This window comes from Helicobacter sp. MIT 03-1616, from assembly GCF_000765685.2.
GTDB lineage: Bacteria > Campylobacterota > Campylobacteria > Campylobacterales > Helicobacteraceae > Helicobacter_C > Helicobacter_C typhlonius.
The window spans coordinates 62,206-86,726 of record NZ_JROY02000002.1 but is presented as its reverse complement, the minus strand read 5'-3'; the positions used below and the strand labels follow the sequence as shown (position 1 = coordinate 86,726).

The following is a 24,521-nucleotide window of genomic DNA, read 5'->3' as shown; positions in this document are numbered from 1 at the left end:
CTAGATTCTAAAATCTAGCGCATATTTTAGAATCTAGTTAAAATCAAAGTCGCCGTGCTGCCCCTTTGACATACTATTATACACCGCCTTAACATAGTTATTACGCACCTCACAGCTAATGAGCAATTCACACATCGTGCAGGTGCTAAAACCCTTATCACGCTGACATTGCTGTAAAATATCGATATTATCTTGCAATGCCTTTTCATAAACATCATTTATTGGGGTATTACCTTGCTGCGAAGATTCTATATTTTGTGCTACATTCTCACTCATAGATTCTCCTCACAAGCTCCATTTCCTCTTTGCTCCCAAAAAAGCAGGGGCTGCTCTCGTGTATATGCCCTACTTCAAGCTCTAAAAGCCTTTTTGTCCCATCTGTCGCATAACCTCCCGCTTTTTCATAGATAAAAGCAAGGGGGAAAACTTCAAAAAGCTTACGAAGTTTGCCATTTGGTGCATCAGTGGTAGCAGGATAGCTAAAAAGCCCCCCACCCTTAACCAAAATCTGGTGCAAATCGGGCACCATACCGCCAGAATAGCGCAAACGATAGCCCTGCATAAATAGAGATTCTATCATTGTCTTATGCTTACTCTCCCAATGCTTTTGTGTGCCGCCGGGTGCATTTATACGCCCTTTGGTATTGAGCTGTAAAACCCCTAAATTGCGCCATTGTGCGCCATCATAACGATAATGCAGCACCTGCTCCTGCGCGACTACCATTTCAAGCCGCGGTCCATAGACAATGTAGCCACTTGCAATGAGTGAGCTAGGCTTTAGCTCCTCATTGTAGATTCCAAAAATGCTTCCTATGCTAAGATTGCTATCTATGAGCGAAGAACCATCAAGCGGGTCATAGGCGATAATATAGGGTGCATTTTTGTTATTTGAGTAGCAAATCTCCTCTTGCTCCTCACTGCAAATCGCCTTCACACTTGGTAGTTCAAGTAAGGCTTTTTGGAAGATTCTATCTGCTTCCACATCAACTTCAAGCTGCATATCTCCACTTGCATTCGTGCTTTGTAGATAGCTCCCATTTTGCTGATTGAGGAGCGTATCTATATGTAGGGCGGATTCTCTTAATGTTTCAATAATTACGCTTATCATTTTATTCTCCAAAGTGCGGATTGGCTTAGGATTATAGCATTTAAATGCTTATGATTTTTGTAAGCTCATCGGCAAAATGTGTCGCTGCAATCATTTGTTCAATACTTGCGTGATGAAGCGGTTTGTATAGCGCAAAATTGCTGTCACTCACAGCAATTTCATTCCACGCGTGTCCTATAAGTGCGATGATATTCGTGCGGCGCAGATATGTGTGCTTATGCGCGATATACACATTTTCCCAATACCCAATGCCGAGTGGGCGCACCTTTGGCTTATGATAACCCACAGGGTCGAGTGTGAGCAAATAATGCAAATTTACATCATTGTTTGCATTTTTAGATTCTATATCCAACAGGGCTTTATAGAAATTACTCCCGCCCCAAGAATGCGCAATAACAAACATAGGGAGATTGCATTGCACAAGAAGTGGCAACCACGCACTAAAAAGTGCTTGAGATTTGAAACTCGCATATATTTTGATACAAGATTCTTGATTGAATGCCATAAAACTCCTATATACAGCGCACATAATCGTATCGCAAAAGCCCCCCACAAAGATGACAATCGCCTTAGGATTGCGTGGAGCGAGCAAAGTTTGCGCTTCAATGTTAAAACCATAGGGGATAAAGGGCGTGGGCGGCTTAGGCAATGTAGCAGGATAAATAAGCGTAGGAGTAGATAATCCAAGTAGTGGCGCGAATGGGTGAGATACAGGCATATATATTCCTTATAAGTTTGTGGCATTATAGGCTATACAATTAAATTAGAGTGATTGTATGATACAATGGCGCGAATATTTTGCATAGAAGATTCTCATATAATGATTGAAGTTTAGATTCTATTCAAAGGATAAAAATGGCAAAACAAGTTCTTGTCGCACCTAGTGTGCTTTCAGCGGATTTTATGCGACTTGGTGAAGAGGTAGAGAGTGTCTGTGCAGCGGGGTGTGATTATGTGCATATTGATGTAATGGACGGGCATTTTGTGCCAAATCTCACTATGGGTCCTTGTGTGGTAGAAGCCATAGCCAAAGCCGCCTCAAAGCCCCTTGATATTCACCTTATGGTGCGAAATGTGCCTTTTTTTGTCGAGTTTTTTTTGCCCCTAAAACCTGCATTTATAAGTGTGCATCTTGAAGAAGTGCAACATTTACATCGCCTCATTTGGCATATTAAAGATAGCGGTGTAAAAGCTGGTGTGGTGCTCAATCCACACACGAGTGAGCAGCTTTTAGAATACATCTTACCCGATATTGACTTGGTGCTTTTAATGAGTGTGAATCCGGGCTTTGGCGGACAGAGATTTATTGAATCTAGCATTAAAAAACTCCATAATATCAAAAAAATGCGCGATAGGCTTAATCCCAAATGTTTGCTTGAAATTGACGGGGGCGTGAGTGATAAAAATATCCACACACTTAAAAATACAGGGATTGATATGGTCGTGGCAGGGAGCTTCATCTTTGGTTCGCAAAATTATGCAGAAGCAATCGCTAAACTTAAATAGTTTCTATGACTTACGCCCAACTTTTTGAGAAACTCCGCACCGCTGATATGAGCGAGAAAGAATTTCGTATGTATGTGAAAAATATCGGCGGTTTATATGCAGATGTGGATAGTGAAATCGAACTGCTTAATGGGGCGGGTGCGCCTTTGTTTAAGGAAATTAATGGCGATGAAGTGAGATTTAGCCTTTCAACACATAAGAAAATGTGGGAAGAGAGCAATTTAATATTTGTCGATATTGAGACAAATGGTGCAAAGCCCCAAAGTAGCGAGATTATAGAGATTGGTGCGATTAAAACGCGTGGGGGTAAGATTATAGAATCTTTTGAGAGCTACATTTATGCGCCATTTGTGCCAGAAAATATTACCGAACTTACAGGCATTACCTACGATCACATAGCAAATGCTCCGCGCAAGGAGCAGGTTTTAAAGCAATTTAAGGCATTTTTAGGCTATAGTGTGTTTGTGGCGCATAATGTGAATTTTGACTATGGATTTTTGGACTATCATTTGCGACAATGTGGGTTTTTTGGTTTGCTTAATCCCAAACTTTGCACGATTGAACTTGCCAAAAAAGTTATTCCCTCTAAACGATATGCACTTGCCTATCTCAATGATTTTTTAAGCATACACACGCCTGTTTCACACCGCGCCTATGCTGATGCCCTTACAAGTCTAAAAATCTTTAACATTGCGACAATGATGTTTCCACCATCTGTGCGAAGTATACAAGATTTGATTGATTTTTCAAAAGGGCGAGTGGGATACAAATAACTCAAACTTTTAGAATCTATACATTCACACAGACTATTTTTTCCACTCTTCAAGCGCAGATTCTATATCAATATGGCAGTATCCATTTGGATTTTTTACTAAATACTTTTGATGATAATTTTCAGCGGGGTAGAAATTCCGCAGAGCAAACACTTCTGTAACCGCCTTTTTTTGGTGATTTTGCTCCCAGATTCGAAGATTGTTGCGGATAATCTCCTCATCGGCTACTTCCACAAAATACACGCCATTGCGGTATTGACTCCCCACATCATTACCTTGAAAATTAAGTGCGGCAGGGTTAATAATACTAAGAAATCGCCCCATAATCTCATTAAGGCTTAAAATCTGCCTATCATAAGTAAGCTCCAAAGCCTCCACCGCACCGCTCGTGCCACTACATACCATTTCATAAGTAGGATTTGCAATATAAGAGTTCGCATAACCCACTTGTGAATCCTGCACACCTTTTAGCCTATCAAAATAGCCTTGAATCCCCCAAAAGCACCCACCTGCAAGATAAATTGTCGCCATTTTTACTTCCTTAGTGTTTTTGCCTTACATTATTATAAACAAGCTAAAATCTTAACCTAGCTGTTTATACAAAGACAAAACAGGTGCGGAGGAGTAAATGCCACAGGATTCACACAAAACTACCAAACACGATTCGCAAAATAATGACTTGCAAGCACTCTTGAGACTTATTCCAAAAATAGATACCCTGCTCTCTGCTTTAAAAGATTTTGATAAATCTATGCTTATGCCACTCATAAACGCGCATTTGCAGGAATTGAAGCAGTCTTTACAAAATGGGCACATAGACACACAGGATTTTAAAGAGCGTATTGCAAACCTTATCCCCACGCTTGAATCCAAAGCAAAGAAGCAATGCGCCCCAACATTAAAGCGCGTAATTAACGCCACAGGCGTTGTGATTCACACAAATTTAGGACGCAGTGTATTTAGCGAGGAAATACTAGATGAAGTAATGCCATTTTTGCGCTCCTATCACACGCTTGAGTATGATTTAGCACAGGGCAAAAGGGGGGAGCGATACACGCATTGTGTGAAACTACTGCGTGAGATTTGTGGCTGTGAGGACGCGCTATTAGTGAATAATAACGCTGCAAGTGTGTTTTTAATCCTTAATACTTTCGCAAAGCACAAAGAAGTCATTATCTCGCGCGGGGAGCTTATAGAGATTGGCGGGAGTTTTAGAATCCCCGAGATTATGGCGAGTAGCGAAAGTGTATTGCGCGAAGTAGGCACGACAAACAAGACGCATTTGCGCGATTATGAAAATGCCATTAACGAACAAAGTGCAATGATTATGAAAGCCCACCAAAGTAATTTTAAGCAACTCGGTTTTGTGAGCTCCTGTCATATAAAGGAGCTTATCGCGCTCTCACGTGCACATCATTTGATTGATTATTTTGATTTGGGGAGCGGACATTTAGGAGTTTTGCACCTCACAGATGAACCCAGTGTGCAAGAGATATGCGCCTATAAGCCCTCACTTCTTAGCTTTAGTGGTGATAAGCTTTTGGGTGGTTGCCAAGTGGGTATTATCTGTGGCAAAGCAGAATTTATAAAAAAGCTTAAAACCAATCCGCTGCTTAGAGCTTTTAGAGTGGATAAATGTGGTATTTTGCTCCTCCAAGCCACGCTTCAAGCCTACAAAGACAAGGCATATCATAAGATTCCAACACTCGCTATGCTTTTAGCAGATTCTAAAACTTTAGAATCTAAAGCCAACGCGCTAAAAGAACATATATGTGCGCTCAATATCGCAACACTAGAAGTAAAGAGCATAAGGCTAGATTCAGTTGCCGGTGGTGGTTCGCTTCCAAATGAAAACTTTAGCTCCTTTGGGCTTAGTCTAAAAGCAAAAAATATTGATGTAGAAAACTTTGAATCTTTGCTGCGAGAAAGAGGCATAATAGCCTACATTAAAGAGGGGAGCATTTGCCTTGATATGCGCACCTTGCTTAAGGGCGATGAAGATTATATTGTAGAAACAATATCAGCCATTTTTAAAGAGGCAAGAGATGAATAATGATATTATCGTAGGCTTAGCTGGGCATATCGACCACGGCAAGACAACGCTCATTAAGGCACTCAATGGCTTTGATGGCGATAGTCTTAATGAAGAGAAGCAAAGAGGTATTACACTTGATTTGAGCTTTTCTGCGCTCAAACTGCCAACGCGCAATATCGCCTTTATCGATGTGCCCGGGCACGAAAAGCTTGTGAAAAATATGATAGCCGGGACCTTTGGTATTGATGTGTTGCTCCTTGTTGTCGCGGCAAATGAGGGCATTATGCCTCAAAGCATAGAACACATAAAAATTGCCGATATGCTGGGGATAAAATCCTGTGTGTGCGTGATTACAAAGATTGATAAGTTTCCAAAAGATGAACTCGATGAGAAAATCACACTTTTACAATCCGCACTCAAGGAGCAATTTAGCACTTGTGATATGCAATTATTAGAATCTATCGCGCTCTCCTTGCACCCACAGGTAGATAATGCAAAGGAGCTAGAATATATAAAGAATCTGCTGGATTCTATACCAAAGCCCAAAACAAGGGACTTTGGGCTTTTTATGTATTATATTGATAGGAGCTTTGCGATTAAGGGCGCGGGTTGTGTTGTTACTGGCAGTGTGCTTAGCGGACAATGTGCGCCAAATGACAAGCTCTATGCTTATAATATCAACAAGGAAGTGGAGATTAAGGGCATACAGATTCACGATTTAGACACTACAATCGCCACTCCCTCTCATCGTGTCGCACTTAATCTTAGCCGCATTAGCCATAATGAGCTACAAAGAGGCTATCTCCTCGCGCCAAAGGGCTATTTGAGGGGATTTAATAGTATCGATGTGGGTATTTTTGGCAAGATAAAACATAATGGCATTTATCAGTTTTATATAGGGAGTGCAAAATATAACGCAAAGGTGCAAATTCTAAAGCAAGAGGGCATTTTATCAGTTTTTAGCAAAAAGCCTTTGACCCTTGCTACCCTTAAATGCGATGAAGTGATTTTTAGCGTATTTTCACAGCATTTTATTTTACGCAATGATGAGGGCGAAATATGCGGTGGCATAGTGTTAAATCCAATCATCGACCCAATCAAAAAGCACACAAAAATTACTTTACTCCAAGCCCTCGCACAAAAAGACTTTAAATACGCATTTACTTTACTTACACAGATTCACAAAAAGGGCTTTGGGCTTGTAAGCTCCACGCAACGTTTCGCCCTAAGCCACGCGCAAAGCTACGATATTGCCGCGCATTTAGAATCTATTTTTGCTGATGAAAAATCTCTCACTCTCTACCCACTCTCACAAATTGAATTAGTCAAGTCAAATATTATAGAGATTTTCACGCATAATAATGCCGCCCTACTCTCTGCTTCAAGCCTAAGCCTAAAACATAAATGGCTCTCTCCCGCACTCGCCCAACGCACCCTTGATGAACTAAAAGACGAGGGGCAAATCATCTCTAAAAATGGACTTTATATGTCTAGGACTTGCAAGATTAAAGATATTAACACTTTCGTGCAAGAAAAACTCTATAACGAGCTAGAAAAGCAAGGCTGCGCACCACTTGCACCCTATAATATCTATGAATCTTTTGATATTGATAAAAAGCTTGGCGATAATGCACTTAAATCCCTAAGCCTTGCTAAAAAAGTCGTGCGTATAAGCCACAATCTTTTTATTACCACAAATGCGCTTAATCACATTGTAAGTCTTATGCGTGAGCTTATCGCTACTCACGGCTATGTCGATGTAAATATCTTAAAAACACATACAAACCTTAGTCGCAAATACCTCATCGGCTACCTCGAATACCTCGATAAATTCGAGGATATACAATGTAGTGAGCATAAGCGGAGCTTCAAATACACACATAAAGGAAGCTAATGTTTGAGTCAATACACCTTGATTTTTTAGCAAATGTCCCGCAAAACAAAGTAGCAAACGCGCTTTTTCACACAGAATTTGCAAATCCAAATACATTTGACAATGCCTTCTTAAGCACATTTAAGGCAGATTCTCTATCCTTAGCAAAGTTTTTTGATGCCTCATTTGCGCTAGGTTTTGATTATAGTTGTGGCGAGTTTCTCTCCCTTTTTGATACACTTCATAAACATCATTTCCACATAGCCCTAGCCCCTAGCCTATCACAGCAGAGTTTTTACGCGGGAGAGAGATTCACAGCGATTTATCCAAGTGCCATTTCATTTTTGCCGCTTAATCCTAATGGCATTATTAAAAATTGCAAAATATGTTTAGAATCTACACAGAATCACGCGCACAATCATTCTACGCGCACGGAGGCAGATTCTAAAAAAATACAAGAAAATTCCGTGCGAACAGATTGTATAGATTCTACACAATCCATTGCATTTTTTATTCCACTCATCAATCAAGACTTACTGACGCTAAACCCCATAAAATCCCTTATTGAGGAGATTTTTACCACTTATGAAAACGTGCTTATTTTTTGTGATATTTCACTTTTTCTAAGCTCCCTCACGCAAGAAAAATGTGCATTTTTGCGCTCCCTTATGAATCTTAGAGTATTTTTTATTTGCAATGGCGAAAGCATAGGTTTAATACGAAAGAGTGGCTTTATCCTAAGTCCCACGCAGACTTTGTCCCCTGCGCTAAAAGATTATAACACCACGCAACTTTTACGCCCACATCTCTTCAAAGCAGCACTTATTGCGCTTGAAAGCATACTTGCTACCCCTAAGGCTGAAGATTCTAAAGTGCAATTTTTTGAATCTCTAAAAGCAAAACTTCAAGATAATATTGGACTCTTTGCGCCCCTGCATTTAAGTGCGCCAAACACCCTAGCCCTGCGCCTTAAGCACATAAAGGCACGTGAGATTATCCAAGCTTTGCAGATTGAGGGCATTTATGCAATTAATGGGCTAGACTGTCTCTATGGGAATGCCAAGCCCTCTTTTGTGCTTCAATCTATGGGCTATGAAGAAGCGCAATGCAGGGAATTAATTAGCATTAGTTATGTGGATTTAAAAGATATTGAATCTATCGCTACGAGCATAGCTAATGCCTATTTGCAGCTACGGCAATTTTGCTAAGATTCTAAAAAATATGAGGAGAAAAAAAATATGGTTGATTTTTTACAAGCCCTTAAGATAGGCACTTCTTTGCCACGCACCGCACACACGCGTAAAAACACAATTTTTGAATCTTATGGCTGTGTCTTAAGCGAGGATATTATCGCCACAAAGCCTCTGCCACCCTTTGATAACTCCGCAATGGACGGCTATGCAATAAAACTAGAGGATTATGATAAACCTTGTATTTGCGATGGAATAATCCTAGCCGGAGACAATGCCGCAAACCTTGAGCTACAAGCCGGACATACCTATAAAGTGATGACAGGCGCAATGCTTCCAAAAGGTAGCGAAGCGGTAGTGCAAATCGAAATGGCACAAGATTTAGGTGCTAAAGTAATCTTTGAATGCCAAGAGCCTAAAAAAGGGCAAAATATCCGCTTTCAAGGCGAGGAAATCACGCTAGATTCTGTCCTTTTACGCAAAGGTAAGAGGCTCAATCACCTTGATTTAAGTATCATCGCCTCTCAAGGCATAGACACCATTTGCACCTACGCACCCTTGCGTGTAGCGATATTTTCAAGTGGTGATGAAGTCATAGAGCCGCACCTAACTGCAGCCCCTCATCAAATTTACAATACAAACGCTACGAGTCTTTACACACTTTTGCAATCACGCGGCTATGAATGCAACTATGGCGGGATTTTACCAGATAATGAAAGTGCGCTTAAACTTGCCCTAGCGCGTTTTAGTGAATATGATGTGGTAATTACAAGCGGTGGAGCAAGTGTGGGCGATGCGGACTTGATAAAAAATGTATTAGAATCTATGGGCGCTACATTTTTATTTGATGGTGTGAATCTAAAACCCGGCAGACACCTTGCCTGTGCGACTTTGGGTGATACAATTATTATCCTCCTACCCGGTAATCCCTTAGCCTTGCTGCTTCATACGCATACATTGATATTAAGCTTTTTAGAATCTATGCAGGGCTCGAGGAATTTTTATCCTAAACCCATAAGTTTAAAGCTTGTCGGGGAATATCATTTGAAAATAAACACCACATCAATGATTCTAGGTAAGATAGAGCACAATAATTTCATACTTTACAAAGGCGGAAAAATCGGTTCAAGCTCCCTTGTAAATATGTGGAAAAATAGTGGTATAGCAATATGCAAAGCAGGAGCGCACAAAACTTTGTGCCAAGATTCTAATACATCTCAAATCAAAGAAATATACGGTTTAGGACAAGGAGGGTGCATTAAGGTAATTCCTTATAATGCCGATTTTTGTGATATAATAGACTTCATTAATGAATTAGAGAATTAAACTATAAGGAGTGAATATGACAAAGCTCTTATTTGGAGTAAGTGATACACAAGAATGTCGCAGAGCAATTCAGACCATTATTAAATTTTTTGGACATAGAGATGAGATAGAGCTCACTCTCTTGCACGTAACACCTGAAATTGTTGTATATGCTGAAAGCGGAATTGTAGATTATGGCACAATAGAAAATATTGAAAATGAAAAATCAAATGCTATTCTTAGTGAGTTTGAATCTGCCTTTAATAAGGAGGGTATTACCTGTCAAAAGATTCTAAAAACAGGTAATCCTATTGATGTAGTGCTTGAAATTGTTAATAACTATGATTTGCTTATCATTGGTGCGAGTGAATCTTCGCTCTTGCATAGAATCTTTAATTCTCATCAAAATAGCTTTATTAACTCCTCTCCTATTCCTGTTTTGGTAGCAAAATAAGGAGACTATGATGTGGGGGACTAGAAAAAAATTTCTTGCCTTAGGAATGTTAAGCAGTTGCTTCTATGGCTCACTTGAAGCATTAGAGTTTGGCTCTATGGGTAACACTTCTGCGGCAATGGGTGGTGCAGGAGTTGCCTTAAAGCACTCTGCGTGGGGGCTTTACTACAATCCTGCACTTCTTAGTTCCGACCCGCGCGTAAAAATGGGATATTCTTTGGGTGTTGGTTTAGAAGAACATAATCTTGCTAAAATTACCAAGATTGATATCAAAAATATGGCAGATACTGCAGAACGACTTGTAAATACCTTTGCTTCTGGTAGTGGAGCGAATGTGGGTGAGATTACAAATGTTGTCAAAGATGCACTTGCCTCTGTATTAACAAATCCTAGTGGTGATGTCAAACAAGATTTGCAAGATTACCTCCAACAGCACCCCGATGGAAACTATAATGACTTGATACAAAGTGTGCTACAACAAGTGCAACAAAGTAGTGCCCTCACACCAGACCAAAAAAATATACTTGGCAGTATCGCAGGGAATATTGATTATGACCATCTTGATTTTAGTTCAAGCACAGGTGGAGGTGTAGGAGGGCTTTTGCAAAATATTACTATTTCTAAAGGCGGTGATAAAGAATTAGATAAAGCAATAAATGATATTAGTGCCGTTAAAGATATCTTTCAAGATAATAATCTCAATGCAGTAAGCCAAAATGGCGTAATTTTACAACTCTCTACTAAAACGATGAATGAAAAACTTGGAAGCCTTGGCGTAGCGCTTTTTACTTCTTTATATTCAAGTATGTCAGTCAAAGCTGATGCTTCTCGTATGCGTCTTATCATTGATGGTGGCAATGGAAGTTATTATGAACTCACAGATAATGGTGATAGCTTTAGCTATAAAACTTCGACACAAAGTGATTACAACAACTATTCGCTCATTGCTTCTTTAGATGGTAATTATCACAAGCTTATCGCTACAAGCTTTGTGCTTACTGAATTGCCTGTGGGCTATGCACGCACTTTTTATCTCAAAAATGGCAACCTCAATATTGGGCTAACAGGCAAATTGATGAATGCTCTAAGTAGTCAAAATGAAATGTTTATTAATAAAAATATAGGCAAAAAAGAGCTTACTAATTTTGCCTCGCTTGATGGAGCTATCTCTTCAAATAATTTTGGTGTTGATGTTGGCGCACTTTATGAGATTGATTTACCGGAGTTTCGCTATCTCACTTTTGGACTTGTGGCAAAAAACATTAACTCGCCAACTTTTGAATCTACTTTTTCTAATATCACGCTTAAGCCACAATATCGCGCCGGTATTGGCTACAACTCGCGATTTTTCAATGTCGCTTTTGATGCGGATTTAACCCCAAATGATTTGATTGCATTTAGCAATATTAGACAGCAAAGCCAAATGGTTGGCGGTGGTGTCGCCTTTGACTTAAAGGCTATTGATGTGCGCGTGGGTGCGATGAAAGACTTGCGACAAGATACGGGGCTTATTTTAACAGGTGGGCTAAATGTGCTAGGATTCCTTGATGTTGCTTTGCAAACAAGCACCAAATTCACTCGTGTAGAGAACATACCTATTCCTCAATATCTTAATCTCCGCGTAGGCGGAAGCTTTAGCTTTTAGAACATTGCAGCAAATTCTAAGACTTTGTCAAGGTTTTAGAATCTTCATACACAATCTCACGAGGGGAATGTTTGATGTGTAGTAACAAAGCCATAAACTCACATTTGCATATTTTTATCCCCACCTTAAAAAAGAAACATATAAAAATATTTTTGATACAACCAAGATTCTAAAAACCTTTATACAAATCTCCCCTCAATCATCTTTAGTTTCACTCCCAATGTAAAATCATCTCGCATAATCTCACAATACACATCGCCACATTGCCCTACCTCACGCATACAAGGCGCAAAAAACTCCACGCACACAAGGCGCGTTTGCGTGCGTGTATCACGCAAGATATACTCAAAATGCACTCCCACCTTGCCAAAAGGCTTAATAGATTCTATACGCATATACTCGCATATCAAAACAGGCATTGGATTCCCCGCACCAAAGGGCGCAAAGTGCTCAATTATCTCTAGCAACTCTCTATCAATATTCGCACTCTCTATTTTGCCAAGCACAGAATCTTTATCTTCGCTCTCCTCACATACCATACAAAGAGATGAGGCAAAATCCCGCAGTTTCTCTTTCTCCACGCTTAGCCCCATTGCCCCGCTATGTCCGCCAAAACCCAGTAATTTATCCGCCAAAGGCGTGATAGAAGCGATAAGATTTGCATCACCAAAGCTGCGCCCACTACCCTTGAGCACATTATTTATTTCATTAAACACAAATGCACTTTTTTGATACTCCCTCGATAAATGCGAGGCTACAATACCCAGCACACCTTCGTGCCACCCTTGCGCGTAGCTCACCACAAAATCATCATATTCTATCAAATGCTTGTGTGCGGATTCTAAAACCTCACTTTGAATCTTTTTGCGCTCATTGTTAAGGTTTAAAAGCCTCTCATACGCGCTTTGTGCCTTATCTAAATCCTCACTGACTAAAAATGCTAAAGCTACATCGGCACTCGCCATACGCCCGGGGGCATTAAGCAATGGGACGATATAAAAGCCCAAAGTCTGTGCGTCAAGTTTCTTGTATTTTTCTCGCAAAAGCCGCGCAAAAGGCATTGAAGTGGTATAAAGAGATTCTATACCTTTTTTAACAAGCAGACGATTTATGCCAACAAGGGGCATTACATCGCCCACACTCGCTATGGCGAGATAGGGCAAAAACACGCTCATATTCACATCGCAATCAAGAATCTGCTTCAAAGTAGCGCAAAAATACCAAGCTACCACCGCGCCACAAATGGATTTCTGTGGAAAAGTGCATTCGCTCAAATAGGGGTCGATAATTACATCAGCTTCTGGCAGTTGGTGTGTGGGCGTGTGGTGGTCAGTAATCACAAGCGGAATCTGCGCCTCTTTGCACCATTGTGCGGCACAAAATGCGGTAATACCATTATCTACGCTTATTACCACGGCAGCATTATTTGCATATTTTTGCAAGAGCGCGGCACTCACACCATAGCCGTCTGTAAAGCGATTGGGAATAATGAGTCGCATATTTGCATAGCCTAAGATTCTAAAGAATTGCACCATTATCGCACTCGCACACACGCCATCAGCGTCATAATCCCCAACCACGAGCACTTCTTGATTGCTTTTTATACAATTTGCAACAATTTCCGCGCCCTCTGTGATATGCGCTAGGGCTTGAGGCAGGGGCAAGTCTTTGAGAGACTTATACCCCCTCTCCACATCACGCGCTAAAAGCCGCTCCAAAATCTGCGCCTTGCTAAGAATAGGATAATCACTTTGAGATACTGTATTTTTAGAATCTGCTTGAATATCTGTGTGTTGAGAATCCGCGCCCATAGATTCTATATGTTTTAAATCTACTTTCATTATGCTTTTTTATATCCTTGAGTTTGTCTCACAAACTCAAGGATAATTGGGTTGGGGCGCTGCAAACGCGAGGTAAATTCAGGGTGAAACTGCACGGCTACAAACCACGGATGATTTGCGAGTTCAATAGATTCTATGAGCCCATTACTCTCGCCGCTCACAATCATACCATTTTGCTCAAAAAGTGTGCGATATGTTGGGTTTGCCTCGTATCGATGACGATGTCGCTCTTTGATGACTTTCTCTCTGCCATAGGCTTCATAAAGTTTTGTGCCCTCTTTGATGTGGCATTCATACTCACCAAGTCGCATTGTCCCACCCATAGGCGAAGTATGCGTGCGAAGCTGTTTATTGCCCTGCGTGTCTATAAAATCCTCAATCAAATAAATAATAGGCTCTTTGGTATACACATCAAATTCCACAGAATTTGCATCTTTGATACCTAGCACATTGCGCGCGAACTCAATCAAAGAAAGCTGCATACCTAGACAAATGCCAAGCATAGGAATATTTTCCTCTCGCGCATATTTAATCGCTGCAAGTTTCCCCGCTATGCCCCTCTCGCCAAACCCTCCGGGAATAAGGATAGAATCCACATCGTGCAAAAGTGTGATATTCTCCTCCAAAAGCTCACTATCAATCCATTTAATATTCACGCGCGTATCGGTGTTTGCCCCCGCGTGAATAAGAGATTCTATAAGGGATTTATAAGATTCTTTAAGACTCAAATACTTCCCCACAAAGCCAATAGTTACTTGACTTTTGGGCGCGATAATCTTTTTTACAAGCATATCCCAATTATCCATTTTTGGCTCTAATGCACCAAGCCCCAAATATCGCGCTATGGGCGTGAGTATGCCCTCCTCCAAGAAATTAAGCGGACATTTATAAATACTCTCTGTATCCTCTGCCACTATCACACTATCATCATCAACATCGCAGCTCAAAGCAAGTTTGCGCTTTAATTCTTTATCAAGGCTCTTTTCACAGCGCGCCACGAGAATCTGCGGGGAAATTCCAATGCGTCTTAACTCCTGCACAGAATGTTGGGTGGGCTTTGTTTTTAGCTCACCAGCTGCGCGCACAAGCGGGATAAGTGTAACGTGGATAGAAATTACTTGCTTATTTCCTAGCTCGTGTTTCATCTGTCGCATAGCCTCAAGGTATGGCATTCCCTCTATATCGCCCACGGTACCCCCAAGCTCCACAACGAGAAAATCACTTCCGTCTCCGGCGAGTTTAATGCGACTTTTAATCTCATCTACAATATGTGGCACGATTTGAATCGTCTTGCCTAAATACTTGCCCTTGCGCTCTTTTTCAATCACAGACATATATACTTGCCCTGTGGTAAAGTTATTTGTTTTATGAAAATCCTTATTCAAAAAACGTTCATAATGCCCTATATCTAAATCTGTCTCCGCGCCATCGCTTGTAACAAACACTTCGCCGTGCTCTAGCGGACTCATCGTGCCCGGATCGACATTAATATAAGGGTCAATTTTTAGGATTGAGACATTATAATCACTATGCTGAAGTAAAGTTGCAATTGAAGAAGAAGTGATACCCTTTCCAAGAGAACTTAAAACACCTCCGGTTACAAAAATATATTTGGTTTCCATAACATATCCTTGATTAAGATTCTAAAATTTGCGAGAATGATAATAAAAGAGTAGTTAAAAGCTTGTTAATTTACTCTTTTTTGTGTTTTATCTTTTATGATAATGATTTTTCATTACATCTTAGCTCAAGGAGAATATTTTGCAAGACTATTTAATATTATTTATCGCGCTCTTTGTATGCCTCTACACCATACCTAGCATTATTTTAGCCCTACTTCAAAGCAAACACATCAAAGCAGAAATGCTAAAACCCGCTATTCTTTTAGAATCCGAAGATTATCGCATAGCAGGAGAATACGCTCTCGCCTCCTTGAAGCTTGATATTATCTCTAAAGTCGTTGAAGCGGTTGTTTTTGTGCTATGGGTAAGCTTTGGCTTATCTTTCCTTAACACCATTATTCAATCTATTGCGCCTAATATCAACCCTTTGTGGCAAGGAGTGGCTCTCGTGCTTAGCTTTGTCATCATTGGGAGCATTATTGACTTACCCCTTAGTATTTATAAGACATTTGGACTTGATAAGAGATTTCATTTTAGTAATCAAACGCCACGTATTTTTATAGCCGATTTGTTTAAAACACTGTTCCTAAGCATTATTCTAGGTGGCATTGTGGCGACTTTGCTTATTTCGATTATAGACAATATCGCGCTGTGGTGGATTGCAGGATTCATAGCTCTACTTGCAATCGTTATTTTAGTCAATTTTATCTACCCCACACTTATCGCGCCACTTTTCAATAAATTTACCCCACTTGATGATGAAAACCTCAAATCCCGCATTGAATCCCTGATGAATAGCATAGGATTCAAAAGTAGTGGTATTTTTGTGGTCGATGCTTCAAAACACGATGGGCGACTCAATGCCTATTTTGGTGGTTTTGGCAAAAGTAAGCGCGTGGTGCTTTTTGATACCCTGCTTGATAAGATTAGTGCTGATGGGTTGATTGCGATTTTAGGGCACGAGCTGGGACATTTCAAACATAATGATATTTTCAAAAATATCATTATTATGGCTTGTGTGCTTTTTGCACTTTTTTTTGTTGTGGGGCATTTACCCTCACAACTTTTTGATACAATCGGCTTAGCCCACAATGGCGCGAGTATCCTCGTGCTTATGTTGCTTATCTCGCCTATTATTGGCTTTTGGTTTATGCCACTCATTGGCTACTTTAGTCGCAAGGCTGAATATGCTGCTGATGAATTTGGTGCTGGGATTTCGAGCAAACACTGCCTTGCAAACGCGCTCGTGCGCCTTGTTAATGAAAACAAAAGTTTTCCAAGCTCACACCCCGCATACATTTTCTTTTACTACACCCACCCACCGCTTTTACAAAGGCTCAAAGCACTAAATTATGAAGCATAGTATTGATGAGCTTTTGCAAAGAGCTACAAGCGATTTATCCCTTGTAGCCCAAAATCTCTCGCTCAAACCAAAAATGGAGAGTGAGATTCTATTAGGCTTTGTGCTAGATGTCCCCCGAATCTACCTTCACACACACGGCGCACAAATTATAGAATCTACCCTCGCTACACATTTTCTCTCTCTTGTCTCTAGACGCAAAAATGGTATGCCTATCGAATACCTCACTCAAAAGGCAAGTTTTTATGGATTTGATTTTTTTGTGAATCCTAGTGTGCTTATCCCGCGCCCAGAGAGTGAGATTCTTATCGATAAGGCAAGGGAGCTTATACATAAGCATAATATCACATCAATCGCAGAAATTGGCATAGGTTCGGGCATTCTCACCACCACACTCGCTAGGCTAGAGCCACAATGTCGATTTTTTGCGACAGATATTAGCCAAGAGGCACTTTATGTAGCGCGTCAAAATATCGCTACCCACGCACCAAATGCAGATATTACCCTTCATCACTGCTCGATTTTGCCGCCCGATATGTCCTCCTTTGAGCTACTTATCAGCAATCCACCCTATATTAGAGATGATTACCCTATAAGCAAACCGCTTCGCTATGAGCCGCAAATTGCACTTTTTGGGGGAAAGGATGGGCTAGATGTGTATAGGGAGATTCTAAAAACCATAGAGGGGCGCACGAATATATGGCTTCTCTGCGAAATGGGATATGACCAAAAAGAGGCTATGGGCATATTGCTACAAAATGCGAAAAATGTGGAATTTTATAAGGATTTAAGTGGCTGGGATAGGGGATTTAGCGCATACTTTATGTAAAAATTCACATTTGTGTTGTCTTTTAATACCCAATGCCACAAAGATACAACCCTTGAGGACTAATAGGGTAATGATAATGCCGTTTTTTGCCTAAAAGCTGCTCCTGTAGATTCTCAATACTCATCTCGCCCCTACTCACGCTCAAAGCCGTGCCCACCATTAGGCGCACTTGTGAGCGCAAAAAGCCATTTCCACGCATATACACGACATCTATGCCCCCGCGCTGATAATGTCGCACATCAAAAATATGTCGCACATCATCTTTCGTATATGAACCATTTTTCTTAAAAAATACAAAATTATGTGTGCCTTTAAAAAGCCTTAAGGCTTGATGAAAGCGCACCATATCGCCGATTTTTTCATAGTTTATATATGCTGAAGCAAAAGGTGATGGACGAGTAGGAGAGAGCAAAAAACGATACGCGCGCCACTTCGCATCAAAGCGCGGATGAAAATGTGAATCCACCTCGCACAATGAGCGCACCATAATATGCGGATAGAGCTTTGCATTAAGAAGTGAGCGCAAAAAATGCGTATCGTATCTGTGGATATGCTTGTTTTGAAAGCTAATCACCTGCGCGGTGGCGTGTACTCCTTTGTCGGTGCGAGAAGCCCCCAAAATCTCCCCGCCAATCCCCACACGCGCAAAAGATTCTATCAATTCGCCCAAAACACTGCGCCTATGCTTTTGGAGAGCAAAACCACTAAACGCACTTCCATCATAAGCAATTACCGCTTTAAATCTACACATCAATAAAACTTAGAAATAAACTTTCTATACAGCATAAAACTTATATAAAACCACAGCAGAGGGAAAATCCCCATACCAATCAGAGGGAAATTATCAGAAATAATGTGCATACAGACAAAATACAGGCTTACCGCGGCAATCACATACCCATAAGACATATTTGAGCTAAAGCGGGGATTTGCAATGCCAAAAAGCGGGATAAGAAAAATAGACACAAGAGGGAAAAGAGAGACAAGCACAGCTTGAGCGAGTTTGCGCGATTTTTGCCTTGAATCTGGCATAAAAGCATCACTCCAATACTCAATCAAATCATAGCCCCTCAACTGCGGTGCGCTCACATTTTGACGCACACTCATTTGTCTATAATCTGCCCTCTTAATCTCATCTGGAGCGGCAAAATATGCACTACCATTGCTGAGATTTAATTCAAAAAGCCCCTGATTATTGTTTGTCTTGCCCTCCTGTGCGACAATAAATGTATCGCCCTCAAAACCATTTTCGGAAAATAAAATGAGATTTTGATAATTACGATTTGATACGCTATCCATATACACGAGCCAATCGCCCAGCTTTTGTCCAAACTCGCCGGGCTTAATATTCACATTGATATCCGCTCTTTTTTGCGCCACGAAGTTTTTTGAAGCACTATTGGCAAGTGGCAACATAATGAGCGAAAACACAAACAAAATAAGCGTAGCTAAAAGTATGATAGGAAAAAAAAATCGCACAATATCAAAGGGCTTGCTCCCAAGCGAGAAACACACTAAGAGTTCATATTCATACGCTAGACGTGATATACTTAATACCAAGGCAGTAAAAAATGTGATGGGTATGATGAAAAATAAGCTGCTAGGTATGAGATACAAAAACAAAGTCCCCAAATCTAAAAAACTCATTTTTACCACATATGTGCGCCCCGCAATATCAATCAAAAGCACGACAGAAGCGATAAATAATAACACGACAAAGAAAGGAAAAAACACCTGTGCAAAGCTCATAAATAAATAACGTTTAAGCATAGTTCATATCCCAATTTCAATCCATATAAAATTTACCATTGTGCCAAGAAAAATAAAAAAACAAAATGGTAATTTTAAAGAGAACAAACTGCGCTTAAAAAAAAGATAGAGAATAAGTGCATAAACAAGAGCTGCAATACTGCCTAAAAAAACACTCACAAAAGCATTTATTGCGCCAAAAGCTATACCCAAAGAGCTCAAAACTATAATATCCGCCTCGCCGATAATATCCCTATCACTAAGGGATTGATAAAAGGCTTTGAGAACAAAAAATATTCCCCCCACACCAAAACCCAAAAGCACCCTATACACAAAGCTATCTCCAATCATACTGCTATCCAAAAAAGCATATATCACACATATAAAAAGGAGTGAAAAATTGAGCACATCGGGTATTGCGAGGCATTTAATATCAATAATGCCAAGTACGAATAAAAACATCAAAATCGCATAGGACACACCAACGCCCTGCCACATAAGGACACCAAAAGAGCAGAGGCTAAGAATCAAAAAGTAGATTCTATACTGCGTAGAGGCAAGAAAATGAAGCAGTGAGGCATTTTGCTCTCTCTGTTCCGCATATAATGCAATAAGTATCGCACCGACAAAACCATAACACAAAGAAAGCGCGATAAAAATTGACATTGATGTCATTTTTGCCCTACCTCACTATATCATCTTGCACATCGACAAAGAGACAGTCGCCCAAGCACTCGCCCGCTCCTAAAATTCCATTACATTTTCTAAAACGTTTTATCACCTGCTTATTCCCTTCAAGCATAGGCGCAACAATCACGCCACCCTCTTGAAGCTGATTAATAATCACTTGAGGGATATTCCTCGCACACGCTGAAAATAATATCGCATCAAAGGGTGCGTATTCCGCCCAGCCCTTTTGCCCATCATCAAGCTTTACAAAAATATTATGGGATTGCAAGAGCTTAAATCGCTCCTTTGCCTTAATTAGAAGTTTGTCAATGCGCTCAATACTAAATACACGGCGAAAGAGATGGGAAAGCACCATTGCCTGATAGCCGCTCCCACAGCCAATCTCCAACACCGAATCCCCACCATTTGGCGCAAGATATTCTGTCATCTGCGCGACTGTAAGCGGGGAGCTAATATATTGAGATTCTGTCATAGGCAGGGGATTTATATCATAGGCTAAATATGGTGCAAATCCAGCGGGAATAAATTTCTCCCTATCTACCGCGCAAAGTGCTGCAACGACCTTAGACGAAAGTGGAAAGATTTTAGTAATTTCATCACACATTTCCTTTGCAGCAAGTTTATACATTTAGTTTATCTTTATGTTTGTGTTGATGTATTTTCTCATACGCGTAGTTTCGCTTATATCTGCTTCGTGAGTAATTAAATGTTTTTTGTCATTTTTATACACGATCCCATAGGGTGTGATAATTGCACTTCCCTTTGCCATTATATCATTTGCGCTATTACTCGCTAAGACAAAAGCTTGATTTATCACTGCCAAAGCGGTGCATAAGACCTCAAAGTGATTTTTGCGTGCCTTGCCCCATTGCGCGCTTACAAAAATCAAATCTGCACCCTTTATCTGTTCCCATAGCTCCACGAAACGCAATTCAAAACACACCAAAGCTGCACATTTAAGCCCATTTATCTCAAAAATGCTAATCTCACTTTTATCTCCCGCGACAAAGTGTAGCTGCTCATCACCGAGTGAAAAAAGTTTATGCTTGCTTTGCTTATGTATCACTTCTCCATTGTGAAACACCTTGAGATTATTAAAAAACTTCTTGTTTTTTTCCTCAATCATCGTAATCACAAGAGTATTTTGATATTTTGCACTACATTCCAAAAATCGCTCTGTCGCAAGTTTTGAAAACTCACTCGCTTCGCTCATACGTTGATACGCAAAACCGCTTAGTGCCACCTCCGGTGCACACACGATCGCCCCTTTGCCACATTGAGCGAGTAAATCCTCCACCTGTGCAAGATTTTGTTCAAAATCTTGCGCCGTTTTTATCTGCATAGCATAGAGTTTTTTAGAAATCATCGAAATTAAGACTCCCTTTTGAATAATTTGTAACCTTTGATTCAAAGAAATTTGTCTTTTGCTCATTAAAGCTTGAAAAAGCATTAACCCACTTGATAGGATGTTGGTTATTATAAAGCTTTTTGAATCCAACCGCATTCAAACGTTCATCTGCAAGGTATTGTATATACTCGCGTATAATCTCTGTCGTTAGCCCTAGAATCTGCCCCTGCGTGATATAATCACCCCAGCTTGATTCTATATCCACTGCTTTCCTAAACATCTCTATCACTTCCTCTTCAAGTGCCGGAGTGAAAAGATGTTCCTGCTCCTTACGCAAGGAACGAATCATATTTTGAAACAAGATTAAATGCGTTACCTCATCGCGCTGAATAAATCGTATCATCTGTGCAGAGCCTAGCATTTTGCCACTACGCGCAAGGGCGTAAAAGAATGAGAACCCACTATAAAAATAAATACCCTCTAAAATTTGATTGGCAAACATCGCCTTTAATAAGCCCTGCTCATTTGGATTCCGTGCAAGTTCAGTATATACATTAGCAATATAATCATTCTTGCTTCTTAGCTTCATATCAGTGCGCCACATATTATAGATATTCTCTGTATTCGCAGCAATAGATTCTACCATTACCGCGTAGCTTTGAGAGTGCAATGCCTCCTCGTATGCCTGACGCACAAGCACAAGATTAATCTCTGGACTCGTGATGTAGGGATTGACATTATCGATGAGGTTATTTGTTTGCAGCGAATCCATAAAAATAAGTTGCGCCAATGCCCTATCATAGCCTAGTTTTTCTTGAGGTGTTAAGCCAACTTCATAATCACGTTTATCTGGATTCATATTGACTTCTTCTGGAAACCAAGTATTAGCAAGCATCACCTTCCATAGATTATAAGCCCATTGATATTTGATTTGCGTGAGCTCAAACATACTCGTAGGATTACCACCAAAAATACGTCTATCTGCGACACTTTCAGTAGATTCTGGATTGTAGATTAATTTACGTGAAATAGGCTTATTTTCGTGTGTGATACTCATTAAAAACCTTTAGAAATTTTTGTAAAGCTGTAATTGTATGGATTTAACGCTTAAAAAACGATATAAAACGATGTTTATTTTTCAACCGATACCGACCAAAAAGAAAAATAGGAAAGTGGTGCGGGAAAGAGGACTTGAACCTCCACGCCTTGCGGCGCCAGATCCTAAGTCTGGTGCGTCTGCCAATTTCGCCATTCCCGCAAGAAAAAAGAATAAACCCAAAGCCTAAACTAAAGAGTAAAAATGAAATGCGTATTTTACCTATTCAATCTTTAAAATCTACTTAGAATCTAGCCAATTTTGGATACTTAAAGCCATATCTTTTGCATTTAAGCCTAGCATAGATTCTATCATTTGTGTGTTGCCGTGCGGGATAAATTCATCTTTTATCTCAAAGCTTTTAAGGTACACATTCGCTATGTCTTCCTCCGCCATAAACTCTAAAATCGCACTTCCCACGCCGCCCATAGAATAACTATCGCTAAATACGCACACATATTTATGTGAGAGCAAAAGTTTAGACAAGGTTTTTTTATCAAGTGGCTTTACAAAGCGCAAATCAAGCAAAGTAGGCTTATAGCCCTCCTCTATAAGTTGCATATAAACTTCATACGCCCTACCCACGCCATTGCCATAGCCTATAAGCAATAGTTTTTTACCCTTTTTAAGAATCTCCGCTTTGCCGAGCATAAACGCACTAGCAGGGAAAGTATCCTCGCCTAGCACAAAGCTACCACGCGGATAGCGGAACGCGCAAGGAGAACTATTATGATGATAGGCAAAATCCACAGCTTGTTTGAGACTTTCATTATCACGTGGGGCAAAAAGCACCATATTGGGAATCGAGCGCAAATAGGCAATATCAAAAAGCCCTTGATGTGTCTCGCCATCCTCGCCTACAATCCCTGCTCTATCGATACAAAAGCGCACAGGCAGATTCAAAATCCCCACATCGTGTATTATTTGGTCATAAGCGCGTTGTAAAAATGTAGAATAAATCGCCACAAAGGGCTTAAAACCCTCTTTCGCCATAGCCGCCATTGAGGTAACAGCGTGTGCCTCGCAAATCGCCACATCTACAAAACGTTTTGAATCTTTCTCTATAAGCTTATCTAAGCCTGTGCCACTAGGCATTGCTGCGCTCACGCCAACGACTTTTTCATCTAGCAAATATTCTTGCAAACTTTGACTAAATACCGCTGTTGGCGAAAGAGTAGCGGATTTTTTTAACGCGGAGCCGGTGTGAATATCAAAAGGACCCACGCCGTGCCACTGCTCGAATTTGCCCTCCGCAATTTCATAGCCCTTACCCTTAAGCGTCTGTGCGTGGATAATCACGGGCTTATTCATATCTTTAGCCTTTTGCAAAGTTGCGACAATAATCTCCATATTATGCCCATCAATTGGACCTACATAATCAAGCCCAAGCTCTTCAAACAAAATACCCGGCGTAATAAGTTTCAAAGATTCTTCAAATCGCTTTGCGAGATAAGTCGCAGAATCTGGCATTTTTGCAAGCACTCTTTTAATACCATCACGCGTTTTTTGATAAAACGATGTGCTCAAAATCTGTGAGAGATAGTTACTAATCGCACCGATAGGCTTAGAAATACTCATCTCATTGTCATTAAGAATAATTACCATTGGGTATTTTTTATCTCCCAATTCATTAAGTGCCTCATAGACGAGTCCCGCACTCATTGAACCATCGCCTATCATCACTACAGGCATAGAAATATCCGCCCCAAGCACCCTAGCCCTACCAACGCCCACCGCAAGAGATAGTGAAGTCGAGCTATGCCCAGCGATAAAATAATCGCTCGCAGATTCTTTGGGATTACAGAATCCGCTAATGCCACCAAACTGCCTTAATGTGCTAAAATCTTCCCAACGCCCTGTAAGCAGCTTATGCGCGTAAGCTTGATGAGAGACATCAAAGATAAATGGGTGCTTTCGCACATCAAATACCGCGTGCACTCCTACAATCAAATCCACGGCACCTAGTGTAGAACTTAAATGCCCACCATTCACGCTTACAACCTCCAAAATTCTCTCTCTAATGCGCCCAGTAAGTGTGTATAGCTCCTCTGTGGAGAGGGCATTTAATCTCTCAAAACTATAATCAATTTCACCCAT

23 protein-coding genes and 1 tRNA gene are annotated in these 24,521 nt (G+C 40.5%); 10 read left to right on the top strand and 14 right to left on the bottom strand.

The window, feature by feature from the left end:
* Positions 1-33: 33 nt before the first annotated feature.
* The 3 genes from LS67_RS01725 to LS67_RS01715 are packed head-to-tail and all read right to left on the bottom strand — an operon-like array spanning position 34 to position 1,826.
* Positions 34-276, bottom strand: coding sequence for a hypothetical protein (locus LS67_RS01725; protein ID WP_034326796.1), 243 nt, complete (start codon positions 274-276; stop codon positions 34-36).
* Positions 269-1,105 carry a class 1 fructose-bisphosphatase gene (locus LS67_RS01720; RefSeq protein ID WP_173644102.1) on the bottom strand — a complete coding sequence of 279 codons (837 nt, stop codon included), beginning with the start codon at positions 1,103-1,105 and terminating at the stop codon, positions 269-271. Before LS67_RS01720 ends, LS67_RS01725 begins: the two co-directional genes overlap by 8 nt.
* A gap of 43 nt (positions 1,106-1,148) precedes the next feature.
* A complete protein-coding gene (locus LS67_RS01715) occupies positions 1,149-1,826 on the bottom strand; it encodes a hypothetical protein (protein WP_034326799.1) in 678 nt (225 codons plus the stop codon).
* A gap of 137 nt (positions 1,827-1,963) precedes the next feature.
* Between LS67_RS01715 and rpe the strand changes: the two genes are divergently transcribed.
* Both rpe and LS67_RS01705 read left to right on the top strand, forming a co-directional pair.
* Entirely contained in the window at positions 1,964-2,614 is a 651-nt protein-coding gene (gene rpe / locus LS67_RS01710; RefSeq protein WP_034326801.1) for a ribulose-phosphate 3-epimerase, read from the top strand.
* 5 nt (positions 2,615-2,619) lie between these two features.
* Entirely contained in the window at positions 2,620-3,387 is a 768-nt protein-coding gene (locus LS67_RS01705; RefSeq protein ID WP_034326803.1) for a 3'-5' exonuclease, read from the top strand.
* A 33-nt stretch (positions 3,388-3,420) separates the two neighbouring features.
* On the opposite strand, the gene msrA is transcribed toward LS67_RS01705, so the two are convergent.
* Entirely contained in the window at positions 3,421-3,918 is a 498-nt protein-coding gene (gene msrA, locus LS67_RS01700; protein ID WP_034326805.1) for a peptide-methionine (S)-S-oxide reductase MsrA, read from the bottom strand.
* Between the two features lie 97 nt (positions 3,919-4,015).
* Between msrA and selA the strand changes: the two genes are divergently transcribed.
* The 6 genes from selA to traF are packed head-to-tail and all read left to right on the top strand — an operon-like array spanning position 4,016 to position 11,889.
* Complete coding sequence (gene selA / locus LS67_RS01695; RefSeq protein WP_052082036.1) at positions 4,016-5,440, top strand: L-seryl-tRNA(Sec) selenium transferase; 1,425 nt, start codon at positions 4,016-4,018, stop codon at positions 5,438-5,440.
* Positions 5,433-7,316 carry a selenocysteine-specific translation elongation factor gene (selB, locus tag LS67_RS01690; RefSeq protein WP_034326807.1) on the top strand — a complete coding sequence of 628 codons (1,884 nt, stop codon included), beginning with the start codon at positions 5,433-5,435 and terminating at the stop codon, positions 7,314-7,316. The genes selA and selB overlap by 8 nt, the downstream gene beginning before the upstream one ends.
* Positions 7,316-8,503 carry a cysteine desulfurase gene (locus LS67_RS01685; RefSeq protein WP_034326809.1) on the top strand — a complete coding sequence of 396 codons (1,188 nt, stop codon included), beginning with the start codon at positions 7,316-7,318 and terminating at the stop codon, positions 8,501-8,503. The genes selB and LS67_RS01685 overlap by 1 nt, the downstream gene beginning before the upstream one ends.
* Positions 8,504-8,533: 30 nt before the next feature.
* On the top strand, positions 8,534-9,811 hold the full coding sequence (locus LS67_RS01680; protein WP_034326811.1) for a molybdopterin molybdotransferase MoeA: 1,278 nt from the start codon (positions 8,534-8,536) through the stop codon (positions 9,809-9,811).
* Between the two features lie 16 nt (positions 9,812-9,827).
* Positions 9,828-10,244, top strand: a complete 417-nt coding sequence (locus tag LS67_RS01675) for a universal stress protein (RefSeq protein ID WP_034326813.1) — start codon at positions 9,828-9,830, stop codon at positions 10,242-10,244.
* 10 nt (positions 10,245-10,254) lie between these two features.
* A complete protein-coding gene (traF, locus tag LS67_RS01670) occupies positions 10,255-11,889 on the top strand; it encodes a conjugal transfer protein TraF (protein ID WP_081951342.1) in 1,635 nt (544 codons plus the stop codon).
* A gap of 179 nt (positions 11,890-12,068) precedes the next feature.
* Here traF and recJ read toward each other — a convergent pair whose 3' ends face one another.
* On the bottom strand, positions 12,069-13,730 hold the full coding sequence (gene recJ, locus LS67_RS01665) for a single-stranded-DNA-specific exonuclease RecJ (RefSeq protein WP_231944753.1): 1,662 nt from the start codon (positions 13,728-13,730) through the stop codon (positions 12,069-12,071).
* Positions 13,730-15,352 carry a glutamine hydrolyzing CTP synthase gene (pyrG, locus tag LS67_RS01660; RefSeq protein WP_034326815.1) on the bottom strand — a complete coding sequence of 541 codons (1,623 nt, stop codon included), beginning with the start codon at positions 15,350-15,352 and terminating at the stop codon, positions 13,730-13,732. The genes recJ and pyrG overlap by 1 nt, the downstream gene beginning before the upstream one ends.
* A gap of 139 nt (positions 15,353-15,491) precedes the next feature.
* On the opposite strand from pyrG, the gene LS67_RS01655 reads away from it, so the two are divergent.
* Both LS67_RS01655 and prmC read left to right on the top strand, forming a co-directional pair.
* Complete coding sequence (locus tag LS67_RS01655; RefSeq protein WP_052082035.1) at positions 15,492-16,715, top strand: M48 family metallopeptidase; 1,224 nt, start codon at positions 15,492-15,494, stop codon at positions 16,713-16,715.
* Positions 16,705-17,541: a peptide chain release factor N(5)-glutamine methyltransferase gene (gene prmC, locus LS67_RS01650; protein WP_034326818.1), complete on the top strand. Its 837-nt coding sequence runs from the start codon at positions 16,705-16,707 to the stop codon at positions 17,539-17,541. The genes LS67_RS01655 and prmC overlap by 11 nt, the downstream gene beginning before the upstream one ends.
* 22 nt (positions 17,542-17,563) lie before the next feature.
* Here prmC and truA read toward each other — a convergent pair whose 3' ends face one another.
* From truA to dxs, 8 genes are all read right to left on the bottom strand, one after another.
* The gene (gene truA, locus LS67_RS01645) at positions 17,564-18,292 is read right to left on the bottom strand and encodes a tRNA pseudouridine(38-40) synthase TruA (RefSeq protein ID WP_034326820.1); all 729 of its coding nucleotides are present in this window, start codon (positions 18,290-18,292) and stop codon (positions 17,564-17,566) included.
* Entirely contained in the window at positions 18,292-19,311 is a 1,020-nt protein-coding gene (locus LS67_RS01640) for an LptF/LptG family permease (protein ID WP_034326822.1), read from the bottom strand. Before LS67_RS01640 ends, truA begins: the two co-directional genes overlap by 1 nt.
* A 3-nt stretch (positions 19,312-19,314) precedes the next feature.
* On the bottom strand, positions 19,315-19,965 hold the full coding sequence (locus LS67_RS01635) for a prepilin peptidase (RefSeq protein ID WP_231944754.1): 651 nt from the start codon (positions 19,963-19,965) through the stop codon (positions 19,315-19,317).
* A 7-nt stretch (positions 19,966-19,972) separates the two neighbouring features.
* Positions 19,973-20,584: a protein-L-isoaspartate(D-aspartate) O-methyltransferase gene (locus LS67_RS01630; RefSeq protein WP_173644103.1), complete on the bottom strand. Its 612-nt coding sequence runs from the start codon at positions 20,582-20,584 to the stop codon at positions 19,973-19,975.
* Positions 20,585-20,608: 24 nt separating this feature from the next.
* Positions 20,609-21,346 carry a carbon-nitrogen hydrolase family protein gene (locus LS67_RS01625; protein WP_034326826.1) on the bottom strand — a complete coding sequence of 246 codons (738 nt, stop codon included), beginning with the start codon at positions 21,344-21,346 and terminating at the stop codon, positions 20,609-20,611.
* Positions 21,336-22,385, bottom strand: coding sequence for a ribonucleotide-diphosphate reductase subunit beta (locus LS67_RS01620; protein WP_034326827.1), 1,050 nt, complete (start codon positions 22,383-22,385; stop codon positions 21,336-21,338). The genes LS67_RS01625 and LS67_RS01620 overlap by 11 nt, the downstream gene beginning before the upstream one ends.
* A gap of 116 nt (positions 22,386-22,501) precedes the next feature.
* Positions 22,502-22,586, bottom strand: a tRNA-Leu gene (locus LS67_RS01615).
* A gap of 78 nt (positions 22,587-22,664) precedes the next feature.
* Positions 22,665-24,521 carry a 1-deoxy-D-xylulose-5-phosphate synthase gene (gene dxs / locus LS67_RS01610; protein WP_052099851.1) on the bottom strand — a complete coding sequence of 619 codons (1,857 nt, stop codon included), beginning with the start codon at positions 24,519-24,521 and terminating at the stop codon, positions 22,665-22,667.